Genomic DNA, 26,898 nt, shown 5'->3' with positions numbered 1-26,898 from the left:
CACGACACCAACCCCGCCACCACCTGACCCCACCCCACACCCCACCCGGCTCCGCCGGGCGCTGTCGCCTGCCCACTCACCTTTCGATTTTCGGGTCGGATCCGTGGTGGCAAGGGCAGAAGCAAGCGCCGGCGGCGCTGACCGGACTCAGAGCGTCGGGTCCGCTTCCGCGTACACCTTGAGGATCTGGAATTCCTCGATCGCCCGCGGCCCGCAGAGCGTGCCGTGGCCGCTGCCCTTCACGCCGGTCTCCTCGAAGTGCTCGCTGACGATGCTCCACGTGTTGATCCACACCGAACCGACCCGGAGCCGGCGTGCGATGCGACGCGCCTGCATCGGATCGGGGCTGAACACGGAGGCGGCCAGGCCGTAGATCGTCGCGTTCGCCCGGCGCAGCGCGTCGGCCTCGTCGTCGAAGACCTCGAACGTCTGCACCGGTGCGAACACCTCCTCCTGCACGATCCGCACGTCGGTGCCGGCCACCTCGACCAGGCTCGGGCGGTAGAACGCGCCGCCGGCCAGCGGGCCCTCGACGACCGGGCCGCCACGCACCAGCACGGTGCCGTACGACGCGGCCTCCTCGACGATCGCGTCCACCCGGTCCACCGAGGCACGGTCGATCAGCGGGCCGAGCTGCGCCTCCGGGTCGTCCCAGACGCCCAGCCGCACCTGCCCGAGCGCCTCGGCCAGCCGGGTGCGCACCTCGTCCGCGAGGTCGCGGTGCACCAGCACGCGCGAGCCGGTGCAGCAGAACTGCCCGTTCATCATCACGGACGCCTGGACCAGCGTGGGGATGACGACGTCCAGGTCCGCGCCCGGGAACACGATCAGCGGCGTCTTCCCGCCGAGCTCCAGCCCGACCCGCTTGAGCGAGGGCGCGGCCGCCGCGGCGATCCGGCGCCCGACCGGCGTGCTGCCGGTGTAGTTGACCACGTCGACCAGTTCGGACTCGACCAGGAACGGCGCGCCCGTGTTGCCGGACTCGGTGAAGATGTTGACCACGCCGGGCGGGAACTCGGCCACGGCGGCGACGGCCTCGGCGAACAGCACGCCGGTCAGCGCGGTCTGGGCCGGCAGCTTGATCACGACGGTGCAGCCCGCGGCCAGCGCCGGGCCGAGCGCGCGCACGGTCAGCATGATCGGCGAGTTCCAGGGCGTGATGATCCCGACGACGCCGGCCGGCTCCGGGACCGACTGGTAGTACTGGCCCGGCGCGACCTCGGCGGCCCGCCCGGCGACCTGCGTCCGCGCGCTCGCGGCCGCGTAGCGCAGCCACTCGACCGCGCCGCCGACCTCCCACATCGTCTGCGGGAGCAGCTTGCCGTTCTCCCGGGACAGCATCGCGGCGATCTGCGGGACCCGGGCCTCCAGCGCGTCCGCCAGCCGGTGGATCGCGGTCGCGCGCAGGTGCGGCAGCCGAGTCCAGTCGCTGGTCTCGAACGCGTCCACGGCCGCGTCGACCGCGGCGGCAGCCTCCTTCTCGCCGCCGTCGTAGTAGGTGCCGACGACCTCGCCGGTCGACGGGCTGACGGACTCGCTGATCCGATCGGACGACGTCCACGCGCCGCCGATGAAGTGCTGGGCTGTGTCACTCATGGCATCGATCGTGCGGATCGTCGCGGTGGGGGAGAAGGCACAGTTCATCGTCGTACCACCGGTAAGACGCTCTTCGGGTCGTTCTGAGGCACCATGGCGGGGTGAATGACCTCGGTGTTGCGCTCCGCGCCTGGCGGGACCGGCTGGACCCGGCCTCGGCCGGGCTCGTGCACGCCGCGCCACGACGGGTGTCCGGCCTGCGGCGCGGCGAGCTGGCCATGCTGGCCGGGATCTCTGCGGAGTACGTGGAGCGCCTCGAACAGGGCAGGTCGACCACGCCGTCCGCGCAGGTGTGCGCCGCGCTCGCCCGCGCCCTGCAGCTCACCGACAACGAACAGGCGCACCTGATGAGCCTCGCCGGTCACGCCGCCGGCCCGGACCGCGTGCCACGCCTGATCCCGTCCAGCCTGCACCGGATCATGGCGCAGCTGGAGGCCGGCCCGCTCGCGGTCTACGACGCCACCTGGCAGCTGCTGCACTGGAACCCGCTGTTCGCCGCCACGTTCGGCGACCCGACCCGGGTGACGGACGACGGCCGCAACGTGCTGATCATGCAGTTCGAGGGCTTCCCGATCCGCGCCCGGCAGACGCCCGGCGAACGCGCCGAGTTCGAGGAGTCGCTGGTCGCGGACCTGCGTGCCACCACCGGCCGCTACCCGCACGATCCGGACGTGGCCGCGCTCGTCGCCCGGTTGCAGCGTGGCCCGCGGTTCCGGGCACTGTGGGCGCGCCGCGCCGTCGACTACCACGAGCACGCCAGCAAGACCGTCGTCCACCCGGACGTCGGCGAGATCCCGCTCACCTCGGACGTGCTGGCCACCCGCGGCACCGACCTCCGCCTGGTCGTCCACACCGCGCGCCCCGGCACGGACGCGCGCGGCAAGCTCGACCTGCTGGCCGCGATCGGCCTCCAGCGCATGACGTCGCGGTAGGGGCAACCCCCGGACGAGCGCGGACGGTGGCCGCAGGACTGACCGGGGAGTCAGCAGGATCGATGCGGGGGAGCGGCGGGCGAAGAATCAGGTCCGCCCCTGTTCGCCTCACCGCTTGAGGAAAAACATGACCAGCCAGACACCGTCCCGGGTACGCCGGGCAGCCGTCGCCTTCGCCCTGCCCGTGCTGATGGCGGGCGGCCTTGTCGCCTGCAGCGAAGGGCGGCCCGTCGAGGCCCCGGAAGCGGGCGCACCCTCGGCGCCTGTCGCCGGTGCGTCCTCGGCACCCGCCTCCGGTACGCCCGCTTCCGAGCTGCGGATGGTCGAGACCAACGGGCACACGCTGGCGTTCCACGTCACGCCCGGCCGCCTGCCCGCGATCGTGCTGGACGCCGGCGGCGGCGAGGACTCGTCCTACTGGTCCGCGCTGGTCCCGCAGCTCGCCCGGACCACCGGCGCGGCGGTCATCACCTACGACCGCGCCGGCCTCGGCGACAGCGACGAGGTGCCCGGCGCCTGGGACCCGCAGGCCGCCGCCTCCGACCTGGAGTCCGGGCTGCGCCGGCTCGGCATGACCGAGGGCGTCGTCCTGGTGTCCCACTCGCAGGCAGGCGAGGTCGCCACCTACACGGCCCGCACCCACCCGGACCTGATCGCGGCCGCGGTCCTGGTCGACGCGAACCTGCCCCCGTTCTTCACCGAGGAGCAGACCGCCCGCATCATCGCGGCCACCGCCCCGCAGATCGAGGCGCTCAAGGCCCAGCCCTCGACGAAGCAGACCCGCCAGCTGATCGCCACCGCCGAGAGCTTCGGCCCGGTCCACGCCGCCTATCACAAGCTGACCTGGCCCGGCACCATCCCGGTCACGGTCATCGTCTCCGAGAAGACCCCGTTCGACGGTTCTCCGGACGACGCCCAGCACTGGCGCGACGCCGCCGCCTCCTTCGCGAAGGCAGGCCCGGACCGCACGCTCGTCACCGCCCTCGGCACCTCGCACGACGTCCCCAAGGACGCCCCCGCGCTGGTCCTGGACGAGATCGTGAAGATGACCCGTTAGGGGAGGCGGATCATCACGCTCTTGACCTCGGTGTAGGCCGCGAGGACGTCGGTGCCGTGCTCGCGGCCGAGGCCGGACTGCTTGAAGCCGCCGAACGGGACCGTGCCCGCGCTCATCTCCGCGTACGTGTTGACCCACACGGTGCCGGCCTGCAAACGTCGTGCGACCCGGTGGGCGCGGGCCAGGTCGCGGGTCCAGACCGAGGCGGAGAGGCCGTAAATGGTGTCGTTGCCCTGGGCCACGGCGTCGTCGAGGTCGGTGAACGTCATCAGCGCGGCGACCGGGCCGAAGATCTCCTCGCGGACGACGCGCGCGTCCGGCCCGACGTTCTCGATCAGCGTCGGCGGCATGTAAAGGTCGCGTGCGGCGCCCGCGGTGACCAGCGTGCCGCCGTCCGCACGCGCGGCGTCCAGGTAGGAGTCGACGCGGGCGAAGTGCGTCGCGGAGATCAGCGGGCCCATCCGGGTGTCCGGGTGGAACGGGTCGCCGAGCGCGTACGCCTCCATCTCGCGCAGCAGCAGCGCCCGGAACTCGTCGCGGATCGACGCCTGCACGAGGATCCGGGTCCCGGCGACGCAGCCCTCGCCGCTGCCCTGCGCGAACCCGGCCACCGCGCCGCGCGCCGCGGCCTCGAGGTCCGCGTCGTCGAACACGATCGTCGGCGACTTCCCGCCCAGCTCCAGCGTGACGCGCGTGAGGTCGCGGCTGGACACCTCCAGGATGTGCTTGCCCACGGCCAGCGAGCCGGTGAACGAGATCTTGTCGACGCCGGGGTGGGTGATCAGCGCCTCGCCGGTGTGCGCGCCGTCGCCGGTGACGATGTTGACCACGCCCGGCGGCAGGTCGGTGAGCTGCAGCAGCTCGCCGATGCGCAGCGCGGTCAGCGGCGACCACTCCGCGGGCTTCGCGACCACGGTGTTGCCGGTGGCGAGCGCGGGCCCGAGCTTCCAGGCCAGCTGCAGCACCGGCCCGTTCCACGCGGTGATCGCCGCGACCACGCCGAGCGGCTGGCGCAGCGTGTAGTGGAACGCGCCCGGGTCGGCCGGCGCGGTCTGCCCGTAGAACTTGGTCGGCCAGCCGGCGTAGTGCCGGATGACCTCCACGGAGTGGTCGACGAGCCAGCGGGTCATCCACAGCGGCCCGCCCATGTCGAGCGAGTCCAGCACGGCCAGCTCGTCCGCGTGCTGCTCCAGCACGTCCGCGATCTGCAGCAGGATCCGGCTGCGCTGGTAGGGCGAGATGTCCGCCCAGGACGGGTCCTCGAACGCGGCCCGTGCGGCGGCGACCGCGGCGGCGACGTCCGCCGGTCCGGCCGCGGCCACGCTGGTGAGGGCACGTCCGGTGGCGGGGTCACGCGTCTCGAACGTCTCGCCGGACGCGGCCGGGCGCCAGGTGCCGCCGATCAGCAGTTGCTTCGGCGCGCCGTCCAGGAACGCCGGGGCGGGTCGTGATGCGGGTGCGACGGTGAGCACAGGGCCTCCAAAACGAACTGGTTCGTACTCCTCGAAGGTAGGTCGTCTCCGTGGCGAATGCAAACGAACCAGTTCGTTTTAAATCGGGGGGCTGAACGCCCTGCGGACCACCTCGGCCAGCGAGGCCCGCCGGCGATCATGGTCCGCACCCGGATCATCGGCCGTCGCGGCGTAGGTGATGCTCGCCGGGGACCAGGTCATCGCCAGCGACACCACCATCGAGTGCACATCCGCCGGCGGCAGCGCGTCATCGACCAGCCCGTCCCGTTGCGCGCCGGCGATCGCCTCGGCCTTCGGCACCTCGTCCGCCGCCGAGAACAAATGCCCCACGGGGGTACGCTCCAGCCGCGCCCACGTCGCCAGCCGCACCATGCGCGGGTCCGCCAGATAGGCGTCGTAGAGCCGCACCGCGTACCCCGGCAGATCCTCCGGGGTCAGCGGCACCTCGCCGAGGATCACCGAGACCCGGTCCGACAGCACGGCGTCGAACAGCGCTTCCTTGCTCCCGTAGTAGGCGTACAGCTGCGCCTTGCTGACCCGCGCGTCCGCCGAGATCCGGTCGACGCGCGCCCCCGCCACCCCGTGCGCCGCGAACTCGACCGCCCCGGCATCCAGCAGTCGTCGCCTGCTCGCGTCCGCCTTGTTCATCCGGCCAGCGTAAACGAACTCGTTCGTACCCCCGGATCATGCCTGTGGGGCATGACCGACGCGCGTCGCGCATTTCCGGCAGGGCCCGTACCCGCCTACCGTCTGACAGGTGATCCACATGGTGACGACCGAGACGCTGGAGATCGGATATCTCGTGTCCGGACCGCAGGACGGGGTGCCGGTGGTGCTGCTGCACGGCTTTCCCTATGACCCGCGCAGCTATCCGGAGGTTGCGGCGCTGCTGCCGGAGGCGCGGGTGATCATGCCCTATCTGCGGGGGTACGGGCCGACACGCTTCCGGTCCGCGCAGACGCCGCGGTCGGGGCAGCAGGCGGCGCTCGGGCACGACCTGCTCCAGCTGCTCGACGGGCTCGGCATCGCGCGGGCGGTCGTCGGCGGCTACGACTGGGGAGGCCGGGCCGCCTGCATCGTGGCCGCGCTGCATCCGGAGCGGGTGATCGGCCTGGTCACCGTGGGCGGCTACAACATCCAGGACATCGCGGGTACGGCCGAACCGGAGTCCCCCGCGCGCGAGCGGGCCAAGTGGTACCAGCACTACCTCCAGACCGAGCTGGGGCGGCGCGGGCTGCGGGAGAACCGGGAGGAGCTGTGCCGGCTGCTCTGGCGGGACTGGTCGCCGACCTGGGCCGACGTGGACGCCGAGTTCGCCCGGTCCGCGCCGAGCCTGCACAACCCGGACTTCGTCGACGTGGTCGTGCACTCCTACCGCCACCGGTACGGCAACGCGCCCGGCGACCCGGCCTACCAGCACCTGGAGGACCGGCTGGCGTCGAGACCGCCGATCACCGTGCCCACGGTGTCGCTGACGCCGGACTCGGACGGCTTCCTGATCGGCACGCCGCGCGACGACCGCGAGCGGTTCACCGGACCGTTCCGGGGCGAACCGCTCGCGGGCGTCGGTCACAACCCGCCGCAGGAACAGCCGGCGTCGTTCGCGGCCGCGGTACGGTCGCTGCTCAGCTCAGGTCCGTGATCACCTGGAGCATGAACGTGTAGACCACGGAGTGGCCGTACGCGTTCGGGTGGAAGATCTCGGTGATGTGCGCCGGGTCGACGCCGTTGATGAACGGCTCCGGCGTGCAGGCCTCGTGCCCGGCGAACGGCAACCGCATGTCCACGAACGTCACGCCGGACCGGACCGTGGCGTCGCGCGTGCCCTCGGCCAGGTGGTCGGCGTTGTGGCTGAGCTGCTTGCGGTTGGCCGCGGTCGGGCTGAGCGCGCCGCAGCTCGCGGTGCCCTCGTCGACCACGCGCGGGTAGCCGAGCACGACGATCCGTGCGTGCGGCGCCCGGCCCTTGATCTCGTCGTAGAGGACCACGAGATCCTCGACCAGCTGGGTACGCGCGTAGTAGGCGCCCAGGTCGGTGGCGAACTTGCAGTCCGCCTCCGTGCCGGTCAGGCAGGCGGTGACGGTGCCGGTGAAGCCGTCGTCGTTGCCGCCGACCGTGAGCGTGACCAGCGTGGTCGCGTCGCTGAGCGCGCCGAGCTGGTTCGCCCGCACGTCCGCGATCTTCGCGCCGCTGCACGTCTTGTCCTGGAACGCGACCGTGGGATGGTTCTTCGCCCAGGTCCGCGGGTAGCTGACCGGGCTCTGCCGGCAGTCACCGCTCGCCGGGTCGTAGGGGAACGCGCCGACGCCGGACGCGTAGGAGTCACCGAGCGCCACGTACTCGCCGGTGGTGATCGGGGCGGCGTGCGCGGGGCTGCCGGCCAGCAGGGCTATCGCGACCGCGGCCAGGACAGACAGTCCTTTACGCAATGGAACACCTTAATCTCGACGGTTTCGGACACCGTGCATTGTGGACCTCGTGGTCATCCGTGCGCGAACCGCTCCACCACCTGATCGGGCGAGGACCGCTGACGCCATGCGCCCGGCGCCAGCCCGTACCGCCGGCGGAAGGATTTGCTGAGCGCGGCGGCCGACTCGTACCCGACCCGGTCCGCGACCTCGGCCAGCGACAGCGACGTCTCGGCCAGCAGGTGCCGGGCGTGGTGCAGCCGCCACCGGATCAGGTACTGGCCGGGACTCTCGCCGACCGCGTCGCGGAACGCGGTCGCGAACGTCGAGCGGGACATCTGCGCCTCCCGGGCCAGCATCTCGACGGTCCAGGCGCGGCCGGGGTCGCGGTGCACGACGTAGGCGGCACGGGCCAGCGCGGGATTGCGGAACAGCCGGACGACGCCGCCCGGTGTGCCGGCCATCAGCGCGCGGAACACCTTCACGAACAGCACGTCCATCAGCCGGTTGCCGATCAGCGGGCTGTCCGGGCTCTCGTCGGCCAGCAGGTCGAACGTGGCGCGGATCGTCCGGGCCGCACCCGGCTCCAGCGGCAGGGGCAGCACGGGCGGCAGCTCGCCGGTGACCTCCTCCGCGCCGGCGCCGCTGAAGCCCAGGTTGGCGCAGAGGATCGTGGTCGCCGGCCCGGAGGACGCGCCGAACCGCAGTGCGGCGGGCCAGTCGTCGTCCGGTCGCGGGCGCACGGTCGGCCCGGTGCGGCCCTGCCGGTCGGACGACACGGTGAAGTCGACGCCCTTCTGCAGGATGAAGCAGTCACCCGGCCCGAGCGTCATCTCCAGGCCGAGTGCCCGGGACGTCAGCACCGCGCTGCCCTCGGTGACCATGGAGATCCGCGGGCCGGCCGGGAGCGCGAACGACATGCTCCACGCGCCGTGCGCCTCGATCCGGGTGAAGTCCGCGCCGGTCGGCGCGCGCAGGGAAGTGGGCATCACCGGTCATTCTCCCCACCGCCGATGACGCGGGGATGACGGCCCGGCACGAGGAATGGTCATGAATCCCGGACGCCAGGACAACGGCGTGCTGCCGGACCGTCGATAGCGTGGTCGGCAGTGCCGGAAACCGGCCTTGAGCTGCTGAGACCTGGAGTGTCCACCGATGACTGAGCACCCCGCCGTACACGCCCTGGCGGCGCGCCTGCGCCCCGGCCGGATCCTGGCCGGCGCCGCCGAGATCGACGCCGCGGTCACGCCGTGGAACGGCGCGGTCGCGCACCGGCCCGGCGTGGTCGTCCGCGCGGAGCGGGCCGCCGACGTGCAGGCCGCGGTGACCGTCGCCCGTGACCTGGGCGTGCCGCTGACCGTGCGCGGACGCGGCCACGACTGGGCGGGCCGGTCCGTGCGCGACGGCGCGATCACGCTCGACCTGTCCGGCCTGCCCGCGGTACGGGTGGACCCGGACGCCCGCCAGGCCGTCACCGGCGGCGGTGCGAGCCTCGGTGAGCTGCTGACCGCGGCCGAGGCGCACGGCCTGGTCGCGGTGACCGGCACGGTCGGCTCCGTGGGCGCGGTCGGGCTGGCGACCGGCGGCGGCTACGGCCCGCTCAGCGGCCGGTACGGCCTCGCGGCCGACAACCTGGCCGGTGCGGAGGTCGTGCTGGCCGACGGCTCGCTGGTGACCGCGGACGACGACCTGCTCTGGGCGCTGCGCGGCGGTGGCGGCAACTTCGGCGTGGTCGTGGAGGCCCGGTTCGACCTGCACCGGCCGCCGTCCGTCGTGGCCGGCACGATCCTCTACCCGCTCGCGCAGGCCGCCGACGTGCTGGCCGGGTTCCGGGAGGCGACGCACCAGGACGAGCTGACCGTGCAGATCGCGCTGATCAGCGGCCCGGACGGCACGCCGGTGCTGATGCTGTCGCCGACCTGGTGCGGCGATCCGGCGACCGGTCTGGCCGAGGACGGCCCGGTGCACGCGCTGGCCCGGCTCGGCGCGCCGCTGATGGCCGTGATCGCCGAGCGCAGCCTGGCGTCCGCCGCGGCCGAGGTGAGCGCCATGTTCCCCTACGGCCGGCACGTCGACCTGCGGACCCGCTGGGTGCCGGCGCTGTCCGACGAGGTCGTCCGGGTGCTGGTGGAGCACATCGCGCGGAAGCCGTCGCCGTTCTCGGCCGTGGCGCTGCACGGGTTCGGCGGCGCGGCTGCCCGGGTCCCGGCGGACGCGACCGCGTTCGGCGTCCGCACGCCGCACCGCATGATCGAGATCATCTCGGTGTGGACCGGCGCGGACGCGTCCGCGGAGAACCGGGCCTGGTCGCGGGCGCTCGACGAGGCGCTGCGGCCGTTCGCGCTGCCCGGCGGCTACGCCAACCTGCTCGGCCCGGACGCGGCCGGTCAGATCCCGTTCAGCTTCGGCGAGAACGCGGGGCGCCTGCGGACGCTGAAGGAGAAGTACGACCCGGAGCGGATGTTCCGCGCGATCCCGCTGCCCTGATCACCCGTCGACAACCACAAAATCATGCGGGGGTACGCCGTACCCCCGCATGATTTTGATCTTCTCAGTCCCGGGCCGGCGTGGACGGCGGCGTGCTCGGTGGTGTCTCCGCGCTCGACGCCGAGCCGGACCTGAAGGAGATCTTCACGCTCGGCGCCGTGAACTGCTTGATCGGCTGGTTCTTCAGCGAGTCGCGCAGCAGGCGGGCCACCGCGACGATGACCTCGTCCTGCACCGCGGCGCCCACGAAGTCGTTCGGGTTGTCCGGGTTGACCGCGATGCCGGCGATGGCCAGCTGCGGCGTGATCCCGATGAACGACTCGGTGGCGTTGTCCGAGGCGGAGCCGGTCTTGCCGGCGACCGGGCGGCCGACGATCGTGTTGACCTCGGCCGACGTGCCCTTGGTGCAGTTGTAGTGGGCCGGCTGCTGGCCGACCGGGCAGCGCGCGATGTCCACGCCGGCCCGCGCCACGTCCTTGTCCAGCACCTGCTTGCACTCGGGCTGGGTGACCTTCGAAGCCGCCTCGCTCGCCGTGCCGGTGGTGTCCGTGATCGTCTGGACCGGCAGCGGCGTGCAGTACTTCCCGTCCGCGGCGAGCGTGGCGTACGCGTTCGCCATGTCCAGCGGCGTGGTCAGCGAGACGCCGAGCGTGAACGAGCCCCAGTCGTCCGGCGCGGCCGCGAGCTTCGCGTCGGCCTTCGCGCGGAACTGGATGCCGAGCCGCTTCGCCACGTCCACGGCCTCGTCGACGCCGACCGTCTCCTCCAGCTTCACGAAGTAGGTGTTGGAGGACTTGCCGAACGCGGTCCACATGTTCTGCCAGCCGTCCTGGTAGCTGGCGCTGGCGTTGCTCGGGCACCAGTACGGCGACGCCGGGCACTTCGGGTCGCTGCCGCCGGGGAACTGCGAGATGTACGGCCCCTTGGTGACGAAGCTGCGGTCCATGGTGATGCCGTTCTCCAGCGCGGCCAGCGCCACGAACATCTTGAACGTGGAGCCGAACTGGTAGCCCGCGGACGTGCTGCTGCCGGAGACCAGCTGGTTGACCGTGTTCGGGTAGTTGCCGCCGGACGGGTTGCCCTCGATGCTGAAGTGCCGGTTGACCGCGATCGCCTTGACCCTGCCGCTGCCCGGCTCGATCGCCGCGATCGGTGCCGCGCGCTTGTCGTCGACGTCGTAGATCTCCGTCGCCTCGCGCGCGGCCTCGTTCTGGATCAGCGGGTCCATCGAGCTGACGATGTGGAACCCGCCGGTCTTCAGCGCGGCCTCGCGGGCGGACGGCGACGACCCGAACTCCTCCTGCTCCCGCCACCAGGACACGAAGTAGTCGCAGAAGAAGCCCCAGCTGTTGTGCGCCTCCGAGACCGCGGTGCAGTTGCTGGTCGCCTTGGTCGGCTTCAGGTTCAGCGGCTCGGCCTTGGCGGCGTCCGCCTCGGGCCGGGTGATCGCGCCGGTGCCGACCATGGCGTCCAGCACGTAGTCGCGCCGGCCGAGCGCCTCGCCCTCGTCGTTGTTGACCGGGTCGTACTCGTCCGGCGACTTCACCAGCCCGGCGATCATCGCGGCCTGGCCGAGCGTGAGCTTGTCCGGCGTGGTGGAGAAGTAGCCGCTCGCGGCCGCGGCGACGCCGTAGGACTTGTTGCCGAAGTAGGCGATGTTCAGGTAGCGCCGCAGGATCTCCTCCTTCGGCAGCTCGTCGTCGATCGCGATCGCGAACCGGATCTCCTGCAGCTTGCGCGTGGTGCTCAGCTCGGTCGCGGCCTTGCGCTCCTCCGCGGTGACGGTCGGGTCGTTCTTGAGCACGTTGCGCACGTACTGCATGGTCAGCGTGGACGCGCCGGAGACCTCACCGCCCTGCGTGTTCGACACGAACGCGCGCAGCAGGCCCTTGATGTCCACGCCGCCGTGCTCCATGAACCGGGTGTCCTCGGCCGCGATGATCGCGTCCTTCATCACCGGCGCGATGCCCTCGCTGCTGACGTCGGTCCGGTTCTCCTCCCAGAACTCGGTGATCAGGGTCGTGCCGTCGTTCGCGTACAGCAGCGACTTCTGGGCGGTCGGCGGCGTCTGCAACGCGTCCGGCAGGTTCTCGAACGACTCGCTGGCCAGCTTCGCCGCCACGCCGGCGGTGGAGCTGACCGGGAGCGCGGCGCCGGCCACCACACCTCCGCCCAGCACGCCGAGCAACGCCAGGGTGACTATCTTGCGTGCTTTTGACGTGCCGTCCGGGGCCGAGTCGGGCTCCAGGGCAGCCAGCAGTGCCGAGACCTGCATTGTGGGACGGATCCCCCTTTATATAGGCGATTGGGCAGCGCCTAGAAGACCATGGAAGATCCATCGACGCGGCGAGGGGCTCTGTCCCCTCGGGAGTGTCCGAACAGGAAGATCACCTGGGCGGCGTGCGGTTGCCGCACGGGGTGAGAGCTGGATCACACTCGTACCGTACGGTGCTGTTTCCGTGAGAATGCCAGGCCGGACCCTATGTAGCATTTCGAGCTAGGAGGTAGCGTGTGCGCCATGACGCCACCCCTGCGCGTGACCGCGGCGGTCGCCACGGTCCTGGCCGCGTTCCTGGAGGACCCCGCCGCCGACCGCTACGGTCTGGACCTGATGCGTGCCAGCGGCCACCCCAGCGGCACGCTCTACCCGATCCTGCTCCGCCTGCAGAACGCCGGCTGGGTCGAGTCGCTGTGGGAGGACCTCGACCCGGTCGCGGCCGGACGCCCGGCCCGCCGCTACTACCGCCTCACCCCCGACGGCGAGGTCGCGGCCCGCGCCGAGCTCACCGCGCTGCAGCAGCGGCTCCACCGCGGCCTCGGCGGCACGACGTCACCGCAGACCGCGTGAACCGGCTCGCGCTCTGGTGCCTGGCCATGGCCGCCCGCCGCCGGCCGGCCTGCCGCTCGCGGTCGTGGTCGTCGCGCTGCTGCGCCGCGACCGCCCGCGCGCCCGCTTCCGGACCGCCGCGCTGTGGACCGCGCTGACCCTCGCCGCCGTGCCCGCCCACGTGGTGGTGCTGCTGGCCGCCGTGATCCCGCTGAGCTTCGTGGCCGACATCGTGTTCAGCATCGAGGGGTACGAGCCGGGCCTGTTCTCCCTGGTCCCACCGGCGCTGGCGATGATGCTGCCGGTGGCGCTGCTGGCCGCGTCCGGCCCGGACGGCCGCACCCGTGAGGCCCCGCGCCCGGTGCTGCAACCGGTCGGATCCCTCTGATGATCGGGGGGTCCATCACGTCGTTCCCGCGACGTGAAGGACCCCCCGATCACGATGTGGTCAGAAGATCGCGAGCGGATTCACGGGTACGCCGGTGGTGCCCGCGATCCGCGGCGGGGCCACGACGAACTGGAACGTCCACCGGCCCAGCTCGGCACAGACCTGGGCCAGTTCGTCCGGGTCGGCCGCGTCGATCAGCGGGATCGCGAGCCTGCCCAGCGCGAACCGGTGCAGCGCGCCCGGCGCCTCGTCCTTGATCGGGGGGTGGCCGTCGCCGACGTCGCCGGCCCAGATCGCCACGCCGTGCTCGTGCATCCAGCGGACCGCGCCGAGCGTCATGCCCGGCGTGGTCTTCCCGTCGTCGTCCACGTAGTTCCAGCCGGTTCGCGTGACGATCGCGTCGCCGGGCAGCACCTCCGTGCCGGCGCGTGCGGCCGCGGCGTCCAGGTCCGCCGCCGTGATCGGGTGTGCCGGGTCGAGACGGCCGCCGCCGGGCGCCAGGTCGAGCAGCACGCCACGGGTGAGGATGCCGCCGCCGTAGACGTGCGCGGCGCCGTGCCGGACCCCGCCCGGCCCGGCGCTGTCCGCCAGCGCCACACCGGGGTAGGTCCGGCCGTCGTCGATCCAGTGCGCCATCGCGTCCAGGTGCGTCACCTCGGGGTGATGCGTCGTGATGATCATCAGCTCGGCCATCGCCATCGCGGGCGACCCGGTGAACATCATCGCGGTCTGCACCGCGGTCGACGACGCGGTCAGCGACGCCATCGGGCCGCCGGTCAGCGGCGACGGCCGGGTCAGCCGCGCGATCGAGACGGTCACGCCGGTGCGCGCCTCCGCGGCGCCGCGCGCGCGAGCCTCGTCATCGATGAGGTTGACCGCGCCGCGTTCGTCCGCGTCGCCCCAGCGGCCCCAGTTGGACGGGAAGTCGATAGCCATGACGCGGCACGATACGCGGTCCGACGTGGACGTTGACGTGCTGATCAGCGGTCAATCCGCCATCGGCATCATGGCCGAGGACGTCCAGCGTGCGGTCCACTCCGGCGCGTCCGTGATGCGCGGGTCGGCCATGCCCTCGATCAGCGCGGTGCGCGTCACCGGGCCGCCGGTGCGGTGGATCATCCGGACGCAGGCGACGATCCGGGCCACGGTCTCGCCGTCGCGGACGAACCGGTGCTCGAAGACGATGTTCGGCCCGTCCAGGCCGAGGAAGCGCGTCTCGACCGTGAACCGCTGCCACAGCCGCAGGCCGCGGCGGTAGCGGACGACCTGGCTGGCGATCACGCCGTACCAGCCGAGCCGGCGGAACGTGTCGCCCGCGCCGCTGCGGATCACGAACTCCCAGCGGGCGAACGAGGCCAGCGTCAGGTAGACGCCGTTGTTCATGTGGACCAGCGCGTCCAGGTGGTGCGGCAGCACCCGCATCCGCGTCTCCAGCACGTCGAACGGGTCGACGGCCGGCCGGAACCGGGACCTCAGCAGGTGGTACGCGTCCGTGATGGCAAGGAACATCGCGCCATGATCGACGACGGGCCTTCACACGACCTTCGGGAGCGCCGTGAAGGTCAGCTCCGCGCACGCCTCGTCGATGATCTCCCCGACCGGCCGGGTGCGCCCGGCGTCCCACTGCGCCCGGAAGTCCGCCTCGCCGAGGACGTCCCGCAGCTGTGCCAGCCGCCGCTCCTGGTGGTCGGCCAGCCAGAAGAAGAAGCTGCCGCCGGTCGTGCGGCGCAGCTCGTGCCCGGCGGACAGCAGCAGCACCTCCCGGTGCGGCCGGTCCAGGTCGCCGAAGACGCGCGAGGTGTAGAACAGCGCCAGCGACAGGCCCCACAGCAGCCGCTCCCGGACGAACGCGCGCAGCGCCGCGCACAGCCGTTCCGCGCCCGCGGCCGGTCCGCGGAGGTTGCGGGCCGCCTCCGCGCTCAGCAGTGTCGCGAACGTCAGCACCTCCGGGTCGTCCGTGTCGCGCAGCACCTCCTCCGCCTCCGTGCTCAGGCGCGCGGCCAGCTCCCAGTCGTCGCGCGCGCTCGCCACCAGGCCCTGCTGGGTGAGCGTCCAGCCGAGCAGCCACGGCCAGCCGGTGGCGACCGCGACCGCGTGCGACTCGACCATCAGCGCCTCGGCCCGGTCCAGCGTGCCGCCGAAGCCCTCCGCGGTGGCCAGGCGGCGCATCGCCAGCCCGTACCCCCGGCGGTCGTTGATCTGCGTGAAGATCGTCACGGCCTCGGCGCCGGCGGCTCTGGCGACCTCGAGATCCCCCTGCATCGAGGTGATCACGATCAGGCCGCTCAGCGCGCGGGCGCGCACGGCCGGCGGTACCTCCCCGTCGGCCTCGAGCGCGAGCGTCATCCATCGGCGGCCGACCACGTACTGGCCGCGGCTGTGCCAGTAGGTGGACAGCGCGGCCGCGACGCGCAGCGCGGTGGCGGCGTCGCCGCGGGCCACGGCCCACTCCATCGCGGCCCGGAACTGCTCCATCGTGGTGTCGAGCAGGCGCACCCAGCGGTCCCGGCCGCTGCCCACGCGCTCGTTCCACAGGCTGTCCGCGAGGCCGGCGACCAGCGCGGCGTGCCGGTCGCGCACGGCCTCCAGCCGCCCGGAGGCGTCCAGCTGCTCCAGGCCGTAGGCGCGCAGCGTCTCCAGCATCCGGTAGCGGCCGGCCTCGCGCATCAGCAGCGACTTGTCGACCAGCGCCGCGATCAGCCGGGCGACCGCGGCCGGCGGGTGCAGGTCCGCGGCGAACTGCTCGGCCCAGTCCAGGTCGAAGCGGCCGGCGAACACGCTCAGCCGGGTGAACATGCCGCGTTCCTCGTCGCTGAGCAGGCGGTAACTCCAGTCGACGACCGCGTGCAGCGTGCGGTGCCGGGGCGCGGCCGTGCGGCTGCCCTGGCTGAGCAGGCCGAACCGGTCGTCCAGCCGGGCCGCCAGCTCGTCGATCGCGAACGCGTTGACCCGGGCGGCGGCCAGCTCGATCGCCAGCGGCAGGCCGTCCAGCTCCCGGCAGCTCGCGGTGACGGCCGCGGCCGAGTCGTCGGTCAGCGCGAACGTGGGGTCGACCGCGGTCGCGCGCGCCACGAACAGGCGCACGGCGGGTGCGCGACCGGCGGACTCGGCGGTGGCGGTACCGGGTTCGGGCAGGCCCAGGCCCTGCAACGGCAGCAGCGCCTCGCCGGTGATGCCGAGGCGTTCCCGGCTGGTCGCCAGCACGCGCAGGCCGGGGCAGCCGGCCAGGACCGTGACCGCGAAAGCGGCGGCGGCGTCGACCAGGTGCTCGCAGTTGTCCAGGACCAGGATTCCGTTCGCGCCGCACAGGTGCTCGATGATCAGCTCGGTACGCGGGCGCGCGTGGTGCGACGGCAGGCCGAGCGCGTCGCCGACGGCCTCGGGCAGCAGGTCAGGCTGGGTGAGCGAGGCCAGCTCGACGAACCACTTGCCCGGTGCGCGGGCGGCGATCTCGGCGGCCAGGCGGGTCTTGCCGACGCCGCCGACGCCGGTGATCGTCACCAGCCGGTGGGCGGCGAGCAGCCGGTCGGCGTCGGCGAGCTCGCGCTCCCGGCCGACGAAGCCGGTCAGCGGCAGGCCCGGCGTGCGGGCCGGTCCCGGTGCCAGCGCCGTGTCCTGCCGCAGCATCTCCGTGTGCAGTCGCCGCAGCTCCGGCCCCGGATCCGCACCCAGCCGCTGGGCCAGCTCCCGTCGCGCGTCGTCGAACGTGGCGAGCGCGTCCCCGGCCCGCCCGGCCCGGTAGCGCGCGAGCATCAGCTGCCCCCAGAACCGCTCGTGCAGCGGGTGCGCCGCGACCAGCGCGACCAGCTCCGCGATCACCTCGTCGTGCCGCCCGGTCGCCAGGTCCGCGTCGACGCGCGCCTCGACCGCGCGGATCCGCAGCTCCTCCAGCCGTGCGACCTCCGCCTCGGCCCCGCCCGCCAGCTCCGCGAACGCGGGCCCGCGCCACAGCGCCAGCGCCGCCCGTAGCCGCTCACCCGCGGTGGCCTGGTCCGCACGCCGCGCGTCCTCGATCAGCCGCGCGAACCGCCACGCGTCGAGCCCGTCCTCCGCGACCCGCAGCAGATAGCCGTTCTCGTGCGTGACCAGGTCCGGCCCGTCCTCGCCGCCGGCCGCGCGCATCGCCCGCCGCAGCTCCGCCACCCGCACGTAGAGCAGCTCCGTCGCGCGCGGCGGCGGCTCCGCCCACAGCATCTCGGCGAGCCGGCCCGCCGAGACCACCGTGTTCGGCCGGACCAGCAGCGCGGCCAGCACCGCACGGTGCCGCGGCCCGCCGATCGTCACCGGCGCGCCGTCCCGCCACACCTCCAGCGGCCCGAGGACGCGGTAGTCCAGCACGCTCGGAAGGCTACCAATCAGACGGTCATGTCCTGCGTGCCGATCACACGGAGTAGTTCGAGGGCGCGGTAGACCGGTGAGCCCGGTTCGGCCGTGAACATGACCACCTGCTGGTCGCGGTCCGGCATCGTGAGGATCTCGAAGTCCAGCTCCAGCCGGCCCACCGCGGGATGATCGAGCACCTGGTGGCTGTGGTGCTCGATGCGCAGCTCCTGGTCGTGCCAGAGCCGTGCGAACTCGGGGCTGCCGGCCAGCAGGTCCCGGATCAGCGCGCGGATCTCCGCGTTGTGCGGGTAGCGGGTGGACGCGACGCGCAGGTAGCTGACCGCGGTCCCGGCGAACCGTCCCACGCCGGGCATGCCGTACCCGCGCCGCTCCGGGTCCGGGTGCAGGAAGTAGCGGCGCACGAAGTTGCGGTCCTGGGTGCCGAGCGCGGAGAAGTCCTCGAACAGCGCGGCAGCGAGGGGGTTCCAGGCGAGCACCCGGCAGGCGCCGTTGAAGACGATCACGCCGGCGTCGTTCATGCGCTCCAGCAGCCGCAGCGTGCCGGCCGGAACGTCCTCGGCCGGGCCGGTCCCGGTCTCCGTCTCGGCCTGGCCGGCCAGCCGGAACAGGTGGGTGCGCTCCTGGTCGGACAGGCGCAGCGCGCGGGCGATGCCGTTGAGCACCGGGCGGGACGGGTGCTTGCCGCGCGCCTGCTCGAGGCGGCTGTAGTGGTCGACGGAGATCTGCGCCAGTTGCGCGACCTCCTCGCGGCGCAATCCGGGGGTACGCCGGCGCGGGCCGATCGGCAGGCCGGCGTCCTGCGGCTTCAGCCGTTCCCGTTTGCCGCGCAGGAACGCCGCCAGCCCTCGCCTGTCCATGATCCTGAGCGTAGGTGTCCGCGCGCCGCTTACCCATGCACCACCGGTCCCTGGATGCGCGCGGCGTACCCCCGGATGGTCTTGGTCATGACCGAAACAGTGCTCGTCACCGGCGGATCCGGGTTCGCCGCCGGCTACATCCTGCGAGAGATGCTGGACCGTGGTTTCCAGGTGCGCACCACCATCCGCAGCCTGCGCCGGGCCGACACGGTTAAGCACCGTATTTCCGGAAATATCCGGTTTTATGAGGCGGATCTGCTGCAGGATGGCGGCTGGGATGCGGCCGTGGACGGCGTGGACTACGTCGTGCACACCGCGTCGCCCATGCCGGCCGGGGAGTTCCGCGGGCAGGACGTGATCCGGCCGGCACGTGAGGGCACCCGGCGCGTGCTCGAGGCGGCGCGCCGGGCCGGCGTCCGCCGCGTGGTCCTCACCTCGTCCACCGCGGCCGCCATGCCCGCCACCCCGGGCACGCTCGCGGACGAGAGCGTCTGGACCGACCTGCCCGACCGGCCGCAGTACGTCTACCCGCGCGCCAAGACGCTCGCCGAGCAGGACGCCTGGCGGCTCGCCCGTGCCTGGCCGGACGGCCCCGAGCTGGTCGCGGTGCTGCCCGCGAACATCCAGGGACCCGCGCTCGACGGCGACTACGCGCCCTCGGTCGGCCTGATCCGGCTGATGCTGGCCGGGAGGATGCCGGTCACGCCACGGATGGGATATTCCGTCGTCGACGTCCGCGACCTGGCCGTCCTGCACGCGGACGCGATGACCGCGCCCGCCGCGGCCGGCCGGCGGTTCATCGCGTCCGGCGAGTTCCTGTGGCTGTCGGACATGGCCCGCATCCTGCGCGAACGGCTCGGCGACCGGGCCGCGAAGGTCCCGCGCCGCACGCTGCCGGACTGGGTGGTGCGCACGGCCGCGCCGTTCAACGCCGAGATGGCCCAGCTCGCCCCGAGCCTCGGCGTCCGCTCCCGGCTCAGCGCCGCGCACGCGGAGGCCGTGCTCGGCTGGCGCACCCGCCCGGCCGCGGACTCGATCACCGACGCCGGGCGCAGCCTGCTCGACCTCAACCTGGTGTGACGCCCGCCTCCGCGTAGCGGTTCTTCCCGGCGGTCTTCGCCGCGTACATGGCCGTGTCCGCGTCGCGCAGGATGTCGGCCGCGCCGGCGCCGGGGGAACTGACCGCGATGCCCACGCTCGCGGACACCCGGGCCGGCACGCCGCCGACGTCGATCGGCTCGCACAGCACGTCGATCACCCGCTGCGCGGTCGGCCGGGCGTCCGCGGCACTGGCCAGATCCTCCAGGATGATCGCGAACTCGTCGCCACCGAACCGGGCCACCGTGTCCGTGGCGCGCAGGCCGTGTCGCAATCGGTCCGCCGTGACGCGCAGTACGGTGTCGCCCGCGTCGTGCCCGCGCCGGTCGTTGATCTCCTTGAAGCCGTCCAGGTCGATGAAGAGCACCGCGAAGATGCGCTGCTTGCGCGCGTGCGTGGCCAGCGTGTGGGCGAGCCGGTCCAGGAAGAGCATCCGGTTCGCGATCCCGGTCAGCGGATCGTGGAACGCCAGGTGACGCAGCTGCTCCTCGCTCTCCCGCAGCTGCGTCTCCACCTGCTCCCGGCGCCGGATGTCCAGGCGCAGCTCCGCGGTCGCGCGCTCGACCCGCTCCAGCGCGCGGTTGCGGCTGCCGGTCAGCACCGCGGTCATCGCGGCCAGCAGCACGGACAGCGCCACGCCCGCGGCCGCGGTCAGCCCGCTCACGCCCCGGTCCGTCGCCGCGGCCAGCCGGCTGGTCGGCCATATCGTGAGCTGCCACTGGCGCTGCCCTGCGGTGAGCGCGGTGACCCGTTCCAGCGGATGCTCGTCGTCCCGGGTGCCGGGCGTGACCTCTGCCAGCGTGGCACCGTCGCGAGCCGGGTCCGCCAGGCTGACGTGCACCGCGCCCTGCCCGTGGTCGAGGAAGGTCTGCGCCAGGAAGTCCTGGCCGCGCAGGCCCATCACCATCCAGCCGATGAACTCGTCCGGCGCGGCCGAACCGAGCCCGCTGTAGACCGGCGTGGCCAGCGTGACCGAGATCTGCTGCTTGTCCGCCGGAAGCTCACGGTCGCGCACCAGCCGCAACGGCGGGCTGATCGCGAGCCCGCCGCTGCGTTGGGCGGTGTGCAGGGCAGTGACGATCTCCGTGCTCACGGCGAGGTCGACGCCGCGCATGTCGTCCCGGTCGTCGAACGCCTTCTCGAAGATCAGAAACGCGTGTTTCGGCTGGTCCGGGTCCGGGCGCAGCGTCAGATCGGTCGCGCCCTGCGCGCGCCAGCGCCGCTGCACGGCCGCGATCTCCGCGGGCGCGGCCGGTACCACGAACGAGATGCTGCCGGCGCCGGTCAGCCGGGCCGCGTCCAGGCCCGCGGTGATCCGGGCGAAGTCGTCCTGCGTCAGGTTCGACTGCGCGCCGATCGCGTACGACATGTCGGACATGGTGTCGCGGTACCGGGTGACCTGATCCTCGACCGCGTCCGTCAGCAGCGTCGCGTAGTTGTCCATCACCTGACCCGTGAACCGGTCCTCCTCCGTCTCGACCAGCACACCCGCCCCGGCCGTACCCGCGAGCCCCGCCACCAGCACGAGCGACACCAGCGCCCCGCCCGCCCTGCGGCGCGGCGTCAGCCGGTCACGCAGCCACCCCACACCCCTCTCATCGGCACTGTTTGCCCCGTTACAAGCGGTTCCGCAGCGTCTCGACGCCGGGGCCGGTGAGATCGTCGCAGTAGACCGCGCGGCCGGCCATCGCCATCGTGAGCGCCAGCGTGGTGCCGCTGACCAGCGGGCCGTCCGTACCGGCGGCGAACTCCCCGTCCGTCGCCTCCAGCCGCAGCCCCGTGATGCTGCGGCGACTGGCCACGGTGAAATCCCGCGCGGCGAAGAACCGGGCCACCTCGGTCACGGCCGCCACCGGCGGCGTGCGTGTCATGCCCAGCGGCTGCCGGATGTCCTGCCCGTGCACCACGGTCTCCCCGAGCCACGCGGCGGTGTGACCGGTCGGCGCCGTGCTGATCCCGACGGTCCGCCGGAACCGTGCCAGCGTCTCCGCCGGCGTGGCGCCACGGTACTCCTCGATTCGCCGCCGATTGTGCACATCGGGGTCGAACCGGGCGCCCGCCATGCTGGCCAGCCACTTGATCATCCCGGTACTCGCCCCGGCGGTCAGATGCGCGACGGTCTCCTCCACCGTCCACGCGTCACACAGGGACCGCTGCTGCCACTGCGCCGCATCGAGCCCGTCGAGCTCCGCGGCGATCGCCGCCCGCTCCGCATGAATCGCATCCCAGATCTCCTCACGGCGCATCCCGGGATCGTATCGGCTGCCCGCGCGGCTCGCTGACGGCACGTCCTTGGCAAGATCAAGATCTAGATGTGCCCGCTTCCGGCGTGGTCGCGGTCCGCATGCTCCCGCGGGCGCTCTGCTTCTCCGGGGCCCGAGCCCCGGACCCCACGATGTGCCCGCTTCCAGGGTGGTCGCGGTCCGCATGCTCCCGCGGGCGCTCTGCTTCTCCGGGGCCCGAGCCCCGGACCCCACGATGTGCCCGCTTCCAGCGTGGTCGCGGTCCGCATGCTCCCGCGGGCAAACCTCCGACGTGCCGAAGACTCCGCCGGCGCTCCGCTTCGGCCCGCCGATCGGAGCCGGTTCCGCGCGGGGCCGGGAGAAACCCCTGCTGGTCGCGTTTCTGGCCTCGGCTGCGGTTTTCTGCACGGGATTCGCGGTCGAACGTTGTCGCGAGCCGGATGCGGTTCGCAGTCACCAGAGCGGGCGCCGATGCCAGAGTGTCATGGCGGTCGGCTCTCGGTCTCGGCTGTCGCGTTTCTCGGCGGGCACTGATGCCGGATTCGCGGCGGTCGGCTTTGGTCTTGGCTGTTGCCTTTCGGCGGGTGCCGGCACGGGATTCGTGATGGCCGGGATTGGTCTCGGCTGTTGCGATTCTGTGTGCTTTGCATTCGGGCGCCGCGCGCCCGAAATTTCGCCTTATAGGCACCAAGGTTCGGGCCGCCTACGAAAGTGGTCGAAAATCGCCGCGGATGGCAGGAACGGTGTGGCACGGGCGAGCGCGAGAAGCCGCGCCCGCCCTCGAAGCAGCAGAAAACGGTCAGCGGGCGTGCGCGAGCGCCCACGACAGGGCCTTGTCGGCCACCGCCTCCCAGCCGGGCTCGGCGCAGGTCCAGTGGGAACGGCCGGGGAACTCGTGGAACTCGGTGATGGTGCCGGGGGCCTTGTAGTGGTCGGCGTTGGAGCGGTTCACGGACGGCGGCATGATGTGGTCGGCGCCGCCGGCGATCAGGAGCAGCGGGGCACGGTCGGCGTTGTGGAAGTCGACCCAGGTCTCCTGGCGGCCGGGCTTGAAGTTCGCGATCAGGCCGTAGGACCAGACCCAGCTGCCGGGCGCGGCGATCGCGTATCGCTCGTAGGCGGCCCGCGACTCCGCCTCGGGCAGCGTGTTCGTGAACGCGTAGTGCCACTGCTCGGCCGTGAAACCGGCGGCCTGGTGGCGCTTCGCCGGGTTGTTCAGGATCGGGAACAGGGACTTGATCTGGGACGGCGGCGTGACCCGGATGCCCTCCGGCGGCGCCGAGTCGATGGCCACGCCGGCGGCGCCGTGACCGCGGTCGAGCAGCAGCTGGGTGAGCGCGCCGCCGAACGAGTGGCCGATCAGGATCGGCTTCTCCGGCAGGGCGGCGATGACCTTCTCCAGGTGCGCGATGGTCTCCGGCACGGTTACGGTCGCGATCGGCGCCGGATCCGCGCGCAACGCCTCCACCTCGACCTCGAAGCCGGGATACGCGGGCGCGACGACGGTGTGACCCCGCGACTCGTAGTACGGGATCCAGTGCTCCCAGCTGCGCGGCGTCACCCAGAGACCGTGGATCAGGACAATGGTGCTCATGCCGTGTGCTCCTTCAGGAACGCGAGCAGGTCGTTGCCGAGCTGCTCCTTGTGGGTGTCGGTGATGCCGTGCGGCGCGCCCGGGTAGACGATCAGGCGCGCCTTCTTGACCAGTGCGGCGGACGCGGCGCCGCCGACCTCGAACGGCACGACCTGGTCCGCGTCGCCGTGGACGACCAGCGTGGGCACGTCGAAGCGGGCCAGGTCCTCACGGAAGTCCGTGGCGGAGAACGCGGCGATCGACTCGTAGGCGTTGCGGTGCCCGGCCGCCATCGACTGCAGCCAGAACGCGTCCCGGATCCCCTGCGACGCCAGACCGCCGAAGAACGGCCCGTCCGCGAGATCCCGGTAGAGCTGCGACCGGTCCGCCAGCGACCCGGCCCGCAGCCCGTCGAACACCTCGATCGGCACGCCACCGGGGTTGTCGTCGCGCCGGACCATCAGCGGCGGCACGGCCGAGACCAGCACCGCCTGCGCGACCCGACCGGTCCCGTGCCGTCCGATGTAGCGGGTGATCTCCCCGCCGCCGGTGGAGAACCCGACCAGCGTGACGTCCCGCAGGTCCAGCTCGGTGATCAGCGCGGCGAGGTCGTCCGCGTACGTGTCCATCTCGTTGCCGTGCCAGGTCTGCGTGGACCGCCCGTGCCCGCGCCGATCGTGCGCGATCACCCGGTACCCGTTGTCCGCCAGGAACAGCTGCTGCGCCTCCCAGCTGTCCGCGTTCAGCGGCCACCCGTGGCTGAGCACGACCGGCCGCCCCGCTCCCCAGTCCTTGTAGAAGATCCGCGTGCCGTCGGCGGTGGTCACGAAGCTCATCTGGCCACGTCCGGAGGAGAAGACATCAAAGATCAAGACCCTTCGTGGGTACGGTGGGAAAGCTCGTCCCCTCACCGTACGAACGCGGGCGCGCTCCTCGCGTACGTAAATCTATGTATTCGGCAGTGCCCGCCCCAGCTCCGCGCGTGATCGGATGCCCAGCTTCGGGTAGATCCGCGACAGGTGGGTGGTGACCGTGCGTGGCGACAGGAACAGCCGGTCCGCGATCTCCCGGTTGCTCAGCCCTTCCGCGGCCAGCCGCGCGATCTGTGTCTCCTGTGGCGTGAGCCCGGCCTCCTGCGGCTTGCGTAGCGACTCGCCGGACGCGCGCAGCTCCGACCGGGACCGCTCGGCCCACGCGGTGGCGCCGAGCGCGTCGAACGTGGCGGCCGCGGCGCGCAGCAGCGGCCGGGACTCCGCGGGCCGGCGACGGCGGCGCAGCCAGGCGCCGTAGGCGTGCTGCCGCCGCGCCTGCTCGAACGGCCAGCCGGTGAGGTCGTCCGCGAGCGCGGCCTGCCAGCCCTCCGCGGTGTCCGCCAGCACCGCCCGCGCGTACCCGAGTCCGGCCGTCAGCGCTGGGGAGCGGCTCTGGTCCGCGACCGGCGTCAGCGCCGTGACCAGCCGCCGGAGCCCGCCGGTGGCGCCGCAGCCGGCCGCGGCCTCGGCCAGGAACGCCACCAGCATGAACCCGGTGTAGAGGTGGTATCCGTCGTCCGCACGGTCGAAGACCCGGCTCAGCTCCCGATACGCCTCGTCCGGGCGTCCTGCGGCCAGCGCGGCGATGCCGCGCACCTGGCGTACCCCCGCGAGCAGGGTGTTTCTGCCGTAGGGCAGGAGGACGGCCTCGGCGTCGGCGGCGCGCTTCTCCGCCGCGGCCGGATCGCCGCGCAGCGCCTCCGCGGTGCCGGCCGCGGTCCAGGCGGCGGGCAGCCAGTTCGGCTCGCCGATCTCCCGGGCCAGCGCCTCGCCCTCCGGGATCAGCGCCAGCGCGGTGCGCGCGTCGCCGAGGTGGCCCGCGTTCATGGCGTGGCTGATCAGCGAGCGGTAGAGCACGCCGATGCGCCCCTGCTGGCGCAGGCCGTGCGTGGCGACGGCGTGGAAGTCGCTCGCGGCCGGGCAGTCGCCGATCGCGGTGGCGCCGAGCGCGAGCGCATAGGTGGCGTACGGATCGAGCGCGCCCGCGGCCCGGAACGCCAGCATCCGCCGCCGGGCCTCCGCGCCCCGCTCGATCGGCGCGACCAGCGCCATGGCCGGCGGGACCAGCGGGTCGTCCGCCGGCATCCGCGCGATCACCTCGATCAGCCGTGCGCGTACCGCCGGATCCAGGTCGGAGTGGTGCGCGCGCAGCGTGAACGTGTCCAGCAACCGGATCGCCTGCGTGCTCTCCCCGGCCGCGACCAGCGTCTCCAGCGTGGTGGCGAAGCCGAGGATCCGCTCGCTGCCGGACCAGCGGGTGCCGTGGTGCGTCTCCACCAGATATTCGTGCAGCGCCCGGTCGCCGGCCGAGAGCTCGTGCGTCCGGATCTCCGCGAGCAGCCGGGCCTGCGACACGGTGTTGCCCTGCTCGGAGGCCATCTCCACGGCGGCGAGCAGCCGGTGCCCGCGCGCGACCGCATCCTCGCTGAGCCGGGCCGCGCGTTCCAGCGCGGTCACCGCGATGCCGGGCGCCTGCCGGTGCCGGGCCCGGGTCGCGGTCTCGGTCAGCAGCCGGGCCAGTTCCTCGTCCGGCCCGGCCGCGGCCGCCGCGCGATGCCACACGGTCCGGTCCGGATCGTCGGCCAGCACCGCGGCCAGCGCGGCGTGGATCCGGCGGCGCTCGGCCGGGGACGCGGACTGGTACAGCGCGGACCGCAGCAGCGGATGCCGGAACCGCACCCGGAACCGGTCGTCGACCTGCACGAGCCGCGTCGCCACGGCCGGATCCACGTCCTCGTGCCGCGGGGCTTCCTCGGTGAGGGCCGCGCCCGCGCGCACGATCTCGCCGAGATCGTCGCCGTCGTCCAGCGCCGCCACCAGCAACAACGTGCGCGTGACCGCGGGCAGCTCCGCGACCAGCCCGGAGAACGTGCGCTCCAGCCGCTCGCTGAGCGGCAGGCGGTCGGCCGTCAGCGCGGCCGCACCGGTGCGCGCCGCGGCCTCACCCAGCTCCACCAGCCCGAGCGCGTTCCCGGCCGCGGCCTCCAGCACCTGGTCGGCGAGCGAACCGGTCAGCCCCGGCGCCACCCGGCCCAGCAGCGCACGCGAGTCGTCGCGGCCCAGCGGCTCCAGGCGCAGCCGCGACAGGCCGGCGCCGGACAGCCGCCGGTCCACGTCCGCACCGTCGCGTGCGGTGATCAGCATCGCGGCGTGTTCCGGTCCGAGCCGCCGGGCCGCGAACGCCAGCGCGTCCCAGCTCGCATCGTCCAGCCACTGCAGATCCTCGACCGTGATCAGCACCGTGCCGCGGGTGGCCGCGATCGCGTCGAGCAGCGCGGTCGCGGCCCGGAACGGCAGCGTGTCCGGCGAGCCCAGCACGGATCCCGCGGTCCCGGCCAGGTCCGGCGCGGTGCGCAGCAGCCGGTGCAGACTCGCGTACGGGATGTGCACCTCGGCCTGCACGCCCGCGGTCGCCAGCACCCGGACCCCGCGCCGCCCCGCCCGCCCCGCCAGATCCTCCAGCAGCGCCGACTTCCCGATCCCGGCTTCCCCGCGCACCACCAGCGCCGCCCCGCGCCCCGCCCGCGCCCCCTCCAGCAACGCGGCCAACGCCTCGACCTCAGCCCCGCGCCCCAGGATCACCC

At 72.9% G+C, this 26,898-nt stretch carries 22 protein-coding genes; 7 read left to right on the top strand and 15 right to left on the bottom strand.

Going from position 1 to position 26,898, the window contains the following annotated elements; all coding sequences use genetic code 11:
- Window positions 1-147: 147 nt before the first annotated feature.
- Window positions 148-1,596 (bottom strand): aldehyde dehydrogenase family protein, encoded by a 1,449-nt coding sequence (locus OP04_RS45800; protein ID WP_033346353.1) that lies wholly within the window; start codon window positions 1,594-1,596, stop codon window positions 148-150.
- Window positions 1,597-1,697: 101 nt separating this feature from the next.
- Here OP04_RS45800 and OP04_RS45795 point away from each other — a divergent pair, with 101 nt between their 5' ends.
- Both OP04_RS45795 and OP04_RS45790 read left to right on the top strand, forming a co-directional pair.
- Entirely contained in the window at window positions 1,698-2,528 is an 831-nt protein-coding gene (locus OP04_RS45795; RefSeq protein ID WP_033346345.1) for a helix-turn-helix transcriptional regulator, read from the top strand.
- Between the two features lie 127 nt (window positions 2,529-2,655).
- Window positions 2,656-3,585: an alpha/beta fold hydrolase gene (locus OP04_RS45790; protein WP_033346344.1), complete on the top strand. Its 930-nt coding sequence runs from the start codon at window positions 2,656-2,658 to the stop codon at window positions 3,583-3,585.
- Here the strand turns inward: OP04_RS45790 and OP04_RS45785 are convergent.
- Together OP04_RS45785 and OP04_RS45780 are read right to left on the bottom strand one after the other, a co-directional pair.
- Window positions 3,582-5,057 (bottom strand): aldehyde dehydrogenase family protein, encoded by a 1,476-nt coding sequence (locus OP04_RS45785; protein WP_033346343.1) that lies wholly within the window; start codon window positions 5,055-5,057, stop codon window positions 3,582-3,584. The genes OP04_RS45790 and OP04_RS45785 overlap by 4 nt on opposite strands.
- Before the next feature lie 78 nt (window positions 5,058-5,135).
- On the bottom strand, window positions 5,136-5,705 hold the full coding sequence (locus tag OP04_RS45780; protein WP_033346342.1) for a TetR family transcriptional regulator: 570 nt from the start codon (window positions 5,703-5,705) through the stop codon (window positions 5,136-5,138).
- A gap of 118 nt (window positions 5,706-5,823) precedes the next feature.
- Here OP04_RS45780 and OP04_RS45775 point away from each other — a divergent pair, with 118 nt between their 5' ends.
- Window positions 5,824-6,699 carry an alpha/beta fold hydrolase gene (locus tag OP04_RS45775; protein WP_033346341.1) on the top strand — a complete coding sequence of 292 codons (876 nt, stop codon included), beginning with the start codon at window positions 5,824-5,826 and terminating at the stop codon, window positions 6,697-6,699.
- Here the strand turns inward: OP04_RS45775 and OP04_RS45770 are convergent.
- Both OP04_RS45770 and OP04_RS50915 read right to left on the bottom strand, forming a co-directional pair.
- Complete coding sequence (locus tag OP04_RS45770) at window positions 6,683-7,486, bottom strand: SGNH/GDSL hydrolase family protein (protein ID WP_033346340.1); 804 nt, start codon at window positions 7,484-7,486, stop codon at window positions 6,683-6,685. The genes OP04_RS45775 and OP04_RS45770 overlap by 17 nt on opposite strands.
- A gap of 53 nt (window positions 7,487-7,539) precedes the next feature.
- Window positions 7,540-8,454 carry an AraC family transcriptional regulator gene (locus OP04_RS50915; protein WP_051800076.1) on the bottom strand — a complete coding sequence of 305 codons (915 nt, stop codon included), beginning with the start codon at window positions 8,452-8,454 and terminating at the stop codon, window positions 7,540-7,542.
- Between the two features lie 166 nt (window positions 8,455-8,620).
- Between OP04_RS50915 and OP04_RS45760 the strand changes: the two genes are divergently transcribed.
- The gene (locus tag OP04_RS45760) at window positions 8,621-9,952 is read left to right on the top strand and encodes an FAD-binding oxidoreductase (RefSeq protein WP_033346339.1); all 1,332 of its coding nucleotides are present in this window, start codon (window positions 8,621-8,623) and stop codon (window positions 9,950-9,952) included.
- A gap of 64 nt (window positions 9,953-10,016) precedes the next feature.
- Here the strand turns inward: OP04_RS45760 and OP04_RS48915 are convergent, their stop codons facing one another.
- A complete protein-coding gene (locus OP04_RS48915; RefSeq protein ID WP_157241242.1) occupies window positions 10,017-12,227 on the bottom strand; it encodes a transglycosylase domain-containing protein in 2,211 nt (736 codons plus the stop codon).
- A 243-nt stretch (window positions 12,228-12,470) separates the two neighbouring features.
- On the opposite strand from OP04_RS48915, the gene OP04_RS45750 reads away from it, so the two are divergent.
- Together OP04_RS45750 and OP04_RS45745 are read left to right on the top strand one after the other, a co-directional pair.
- Window positions 12,471-12,800, top strand: a complete 330-nt coding sequence (locus OP04_RS45750) for a PadR family transcriptional regulator (protein WP_198154275.1) — start codon at window positions 12,471-12,473, stop codon at window positions 12,798-12,800.
- Between the two features lie 16 nt (window positions 12,801-12,816).
- Window positions 12,817-13,167, top strand: coding sequence for a hypothetical protein (locus OP04_RS45745; RefSeq protein ID WP_033346338.1), 351 nt, complete (start codon window positions 12,817-12,819; stop codon window positions 13,165-13,167).
- Between the two features lie 60 nt (window positions 13,168-13,227).
- Here the strand turns inward: OP04_RS45745 and OP04_RS45740 are convergent, their stop codons facing one another.
- From OP04_RS45740 to OP04_RS55180, 4 genes are read right to left on the bottom strand one after another with little or no spacing between them, the layout of a single operon-like run.
- Window positions 13,228-14,103, bottom strand: a complete 876-nt coding sequence (locus tag OP04_RS45740; RefSeq protein WP_033346337.1) for a cyclase family protein — start codon at window positions 14,101-14,103, stop codon at window positions 13,228-13,230.
- Window positions 14,104-14,154: 51 nt separating this feature from the next.
- Window positions 14,155-14,676, bottom strand: a complete 522-nt coding sequence (locus tag OP04_RS45735) for an acyl-CoA thioesterase (RefSeq protein WP_051800075.1) — start codon at window positions 14,674-14,676, stop codon at window positions 14,155-14,157.
- A 24-nt stretch (window positions 14,677-14,700) separates the two neighbouring features.
- Window positions 14,701-17,505 (bottom strand): BTAD domain-containing putative transcriptional regulator, encoded by a 2,805-nt coding sequence (locus OP04_RS45730; RefSeq protein ID WP_051800074.1) that lies wholly within the window; start codon window positions 17,503-17,505, stop codon window positions 14,701-14,703.
- A 17-nt stretch (window positions 17,506-17,522) separates the two neighbouring features.
- Window positions 17,523-18,368 (bottom strand): helix-turn-helix transcriptional regulator, encoded by an 846-nt coding sequence (locus OP04_RS55180; RefSeq protein ID WP_033346336.1) that lies wholly within the window; start codon window positions 18,366-18,368, stop codon window positions 17,523-17,525.
- An 87-nt stretch (window positions 18,369-18,455) separates the two neighbouring features.
- Between OP04_RS55180 and OP04_RS45720 the strand changes: the two genes are divergently transcribed.
- Window positions 18,456-19,448, top strand: coding sequence for an NAD-dependent epimerase/dehydratase family protein (locus OP04_RS45720; protein ID WP_033346348.1), 993 nt, complete (start codon window positions 18,456-18,458; stop codon window positions 19,446-19,448).
- Here OP04_RS45720 and OP04_RS50910 read toward each other — a convergent pair.
- From OP04_RS50910 to OP04_RS45695, 5 genes are all read right to left on the bottom strand, one after another.
- Window positions 19,435-21,054, bottom strand: a complete 1,620-nt coding sequence (locus OP04_RS50910; RefSeq protein ID WP_051800073.1) for a diguanylate cyclase domain-containing protein — start codon at window positions 21,052-21,054, stop codon at window positions 19,435-19,437. The two genes, OP04_RS45720 and OP04_RS50910, sit on opposite strands and share 14 nt — an antisense overlap.
- 28 nt (window positions 21,055-21,082) lie before the next feature.
- The gene (locus OP04_RS45710; RefSeq protein WP_033346335.1) at window positions 21,083-21,712 is read right to left on the bottom strand and encodes a maleylpyruvate isomerase family mycothiol-dependent enzyme; all 630 of its coding nucleotides are present in this window, start codon (window positions 21,710-21,712) and stop codon (window positions 21,083-21,085) included.
- A gap of 796 nt (window positions 21,713-22,508) precedes the next feature.
- Window positions 22,509-23,303, bottom strand: coding sequence for an alpha/beta hydrolase (locus tag OP04_RS45705; RefSeq protein WP_033346334.1), 795 nt, complete (start codon window positions 23,301-23,303; stop codon window positions 22,509-22,511).
- Window positions 23,300-24,118, bottom strand: coding sequence for an alpha/beta fold hydrolase (locus OP04_RS45700; protein ID WP_033346333.1), 819 nt, complete (start codon window positions 24,116-24,118; stop codon window positions 23,300-23,302). Before OP04_RS45700 ends, OP04_RS45705 begins: the two co-directional genes overlap by 4 nt.
- 111 nt (window positions 24,119-24,229) lie before the next feature.
- Window positions 24,230-26,896, bottom strand: coding sequence for an ATP-binding protein (locus OP04_RS45695; protein WP_033346332.1), 2,667 nt, complete (start codon window positions 26,894-26,896; stop codon window positions 24,230-24,232).
- Window positions 26,897-26,898: the final 2 nt, after the last annotated feature.

Origin of the sequence: Catenuloplanes japonicus (assembly GCF_000717135.1) — a bacterium.
GTDB lineage: Bacteria > Actinomycetota > Actinomycetes > Mycobacteriales > Micromonosporaceae > Catenuloplanes > Catenuloplanes japonicus.
Note: the sequence above shows the minus strand (reverse complement) of the source record. Positions and strands in the feature narration are given on the sequence as shown.

What these genes read in the sequence shown, in the direction of transcription:
- OP04_RS50915 (WP_051800076.1), bottom strand. Translation starts at nt 8,454, where the DNA reads ATGCCCACTTCCCTGCGCGCGCCGACCGGCGCGGACTTCACCCGGATC.
- OP04_RS45775 (WP_033346341.1), top strand. Translation starts at nt 5,824, where the DNA reads ATGGTGACGACCGAGACGCTGGAGATCGGATATCTCGTGTCCGGACCG.
- OP04_RS45790 (WP_033346344.1), top strand. Translation starts at nt 2,656, where the DNA reads ATGACCAGCCAGACACCGTCCCGGGTACGCCGGGCAGCCGTCGCCTTC.
- OP04_RS45700 (WP_033346333.1), bottom strand. Translation starts at nt 24,118, where the DNA reads ATGAGCTTCGTGACCACCGCCGACGGCACGCGGATCTTCTACAAGGAC.
- OP04_RS45710 (WP_033346335.1), bottom strand. Translation starts at nt 21,712, where the DNA reads ATGCGCCGTGAGGAGATCTGGGATGCGATTCATGCGGAGCGGGCGGCG.
- OP04_RS48915 (WP_157241242.1), bottom strand. Translation starts at nt 12,227, where the DNA reads ATGCAGGTCTCGGCACTGCTGGCTGCCCTGGAGCCCGACTCGGCCCCG.
- OP04_RS45740 (WP_033346337.1), bottom strand. Translation starts at nt 14,103, where the DNA reads ATGGCTATCGACTTCCCGTCCAACTGGGGCCGCTGGGGCGACGCGGAC.
- OP04_RS45800 (WP_033346353.1), bottom strand. Translation starts at nt 1,596, where the DNA reads ATGAGTGACACAGCCCAGCACTTCATCGGCGGCGCGTGGACGTCGTCC.
- OP04_RS55180 (WP_033346336.1), bottom strand. Translation starts at nt 18,368, where the DNA reads ATGGACAGGCGAGGGCTGGCGGCGTTCCTGCGCGGCAAACGGGAACGG.
- OP04_RS45760 (WP_033346339.1), top strand. Translation starts at nt 8,621, where the DNA reads ATGACTGAGCACCCCGCCGTACACGCCCTGGCGGCGCGCCTGCGCCCC.
- OP04_RS45735 (WP_051800075.1), bottom strand. Translation starts at nt 14,676, where the DNA reads ATGTTCCTTGCCATCACGGACGCGTACCACCTGCTGAGGTCCCGGTTC.
- OP04_RS45720 (WP_033346348.1), top strand. Translation starts at nt 18,456, where the DNA reads ATGACCGAAACAGTGCTCGTCACCGGCGGATCCGGGTTCGCCGCCGGC.
- OP04_RS45705 (WP_033346334.1), bottom strand. Translation starts at nt 23,303, where the DNA reads ATGAGCACCATTGTCCTGATCCACGGTCTCTGGGTGACGCCGCGCAGC.
- OP04_RS45780 (WP_033346342.1), bottom strand. Translation starts at nt 5,705, where the DNA reads ATGAACAAGGCGGACGCGAGCAGGCGACGACTGCTGGATGCCGGGGCG.
- OP04_RS45750 (WP_198154275.1), top strand. Translation starts at nt 12,471, where the DNA reads ATGACGCCACCCCTGCGCGTGACCGCGGCGGTCGCCACGGTCCTGGCC.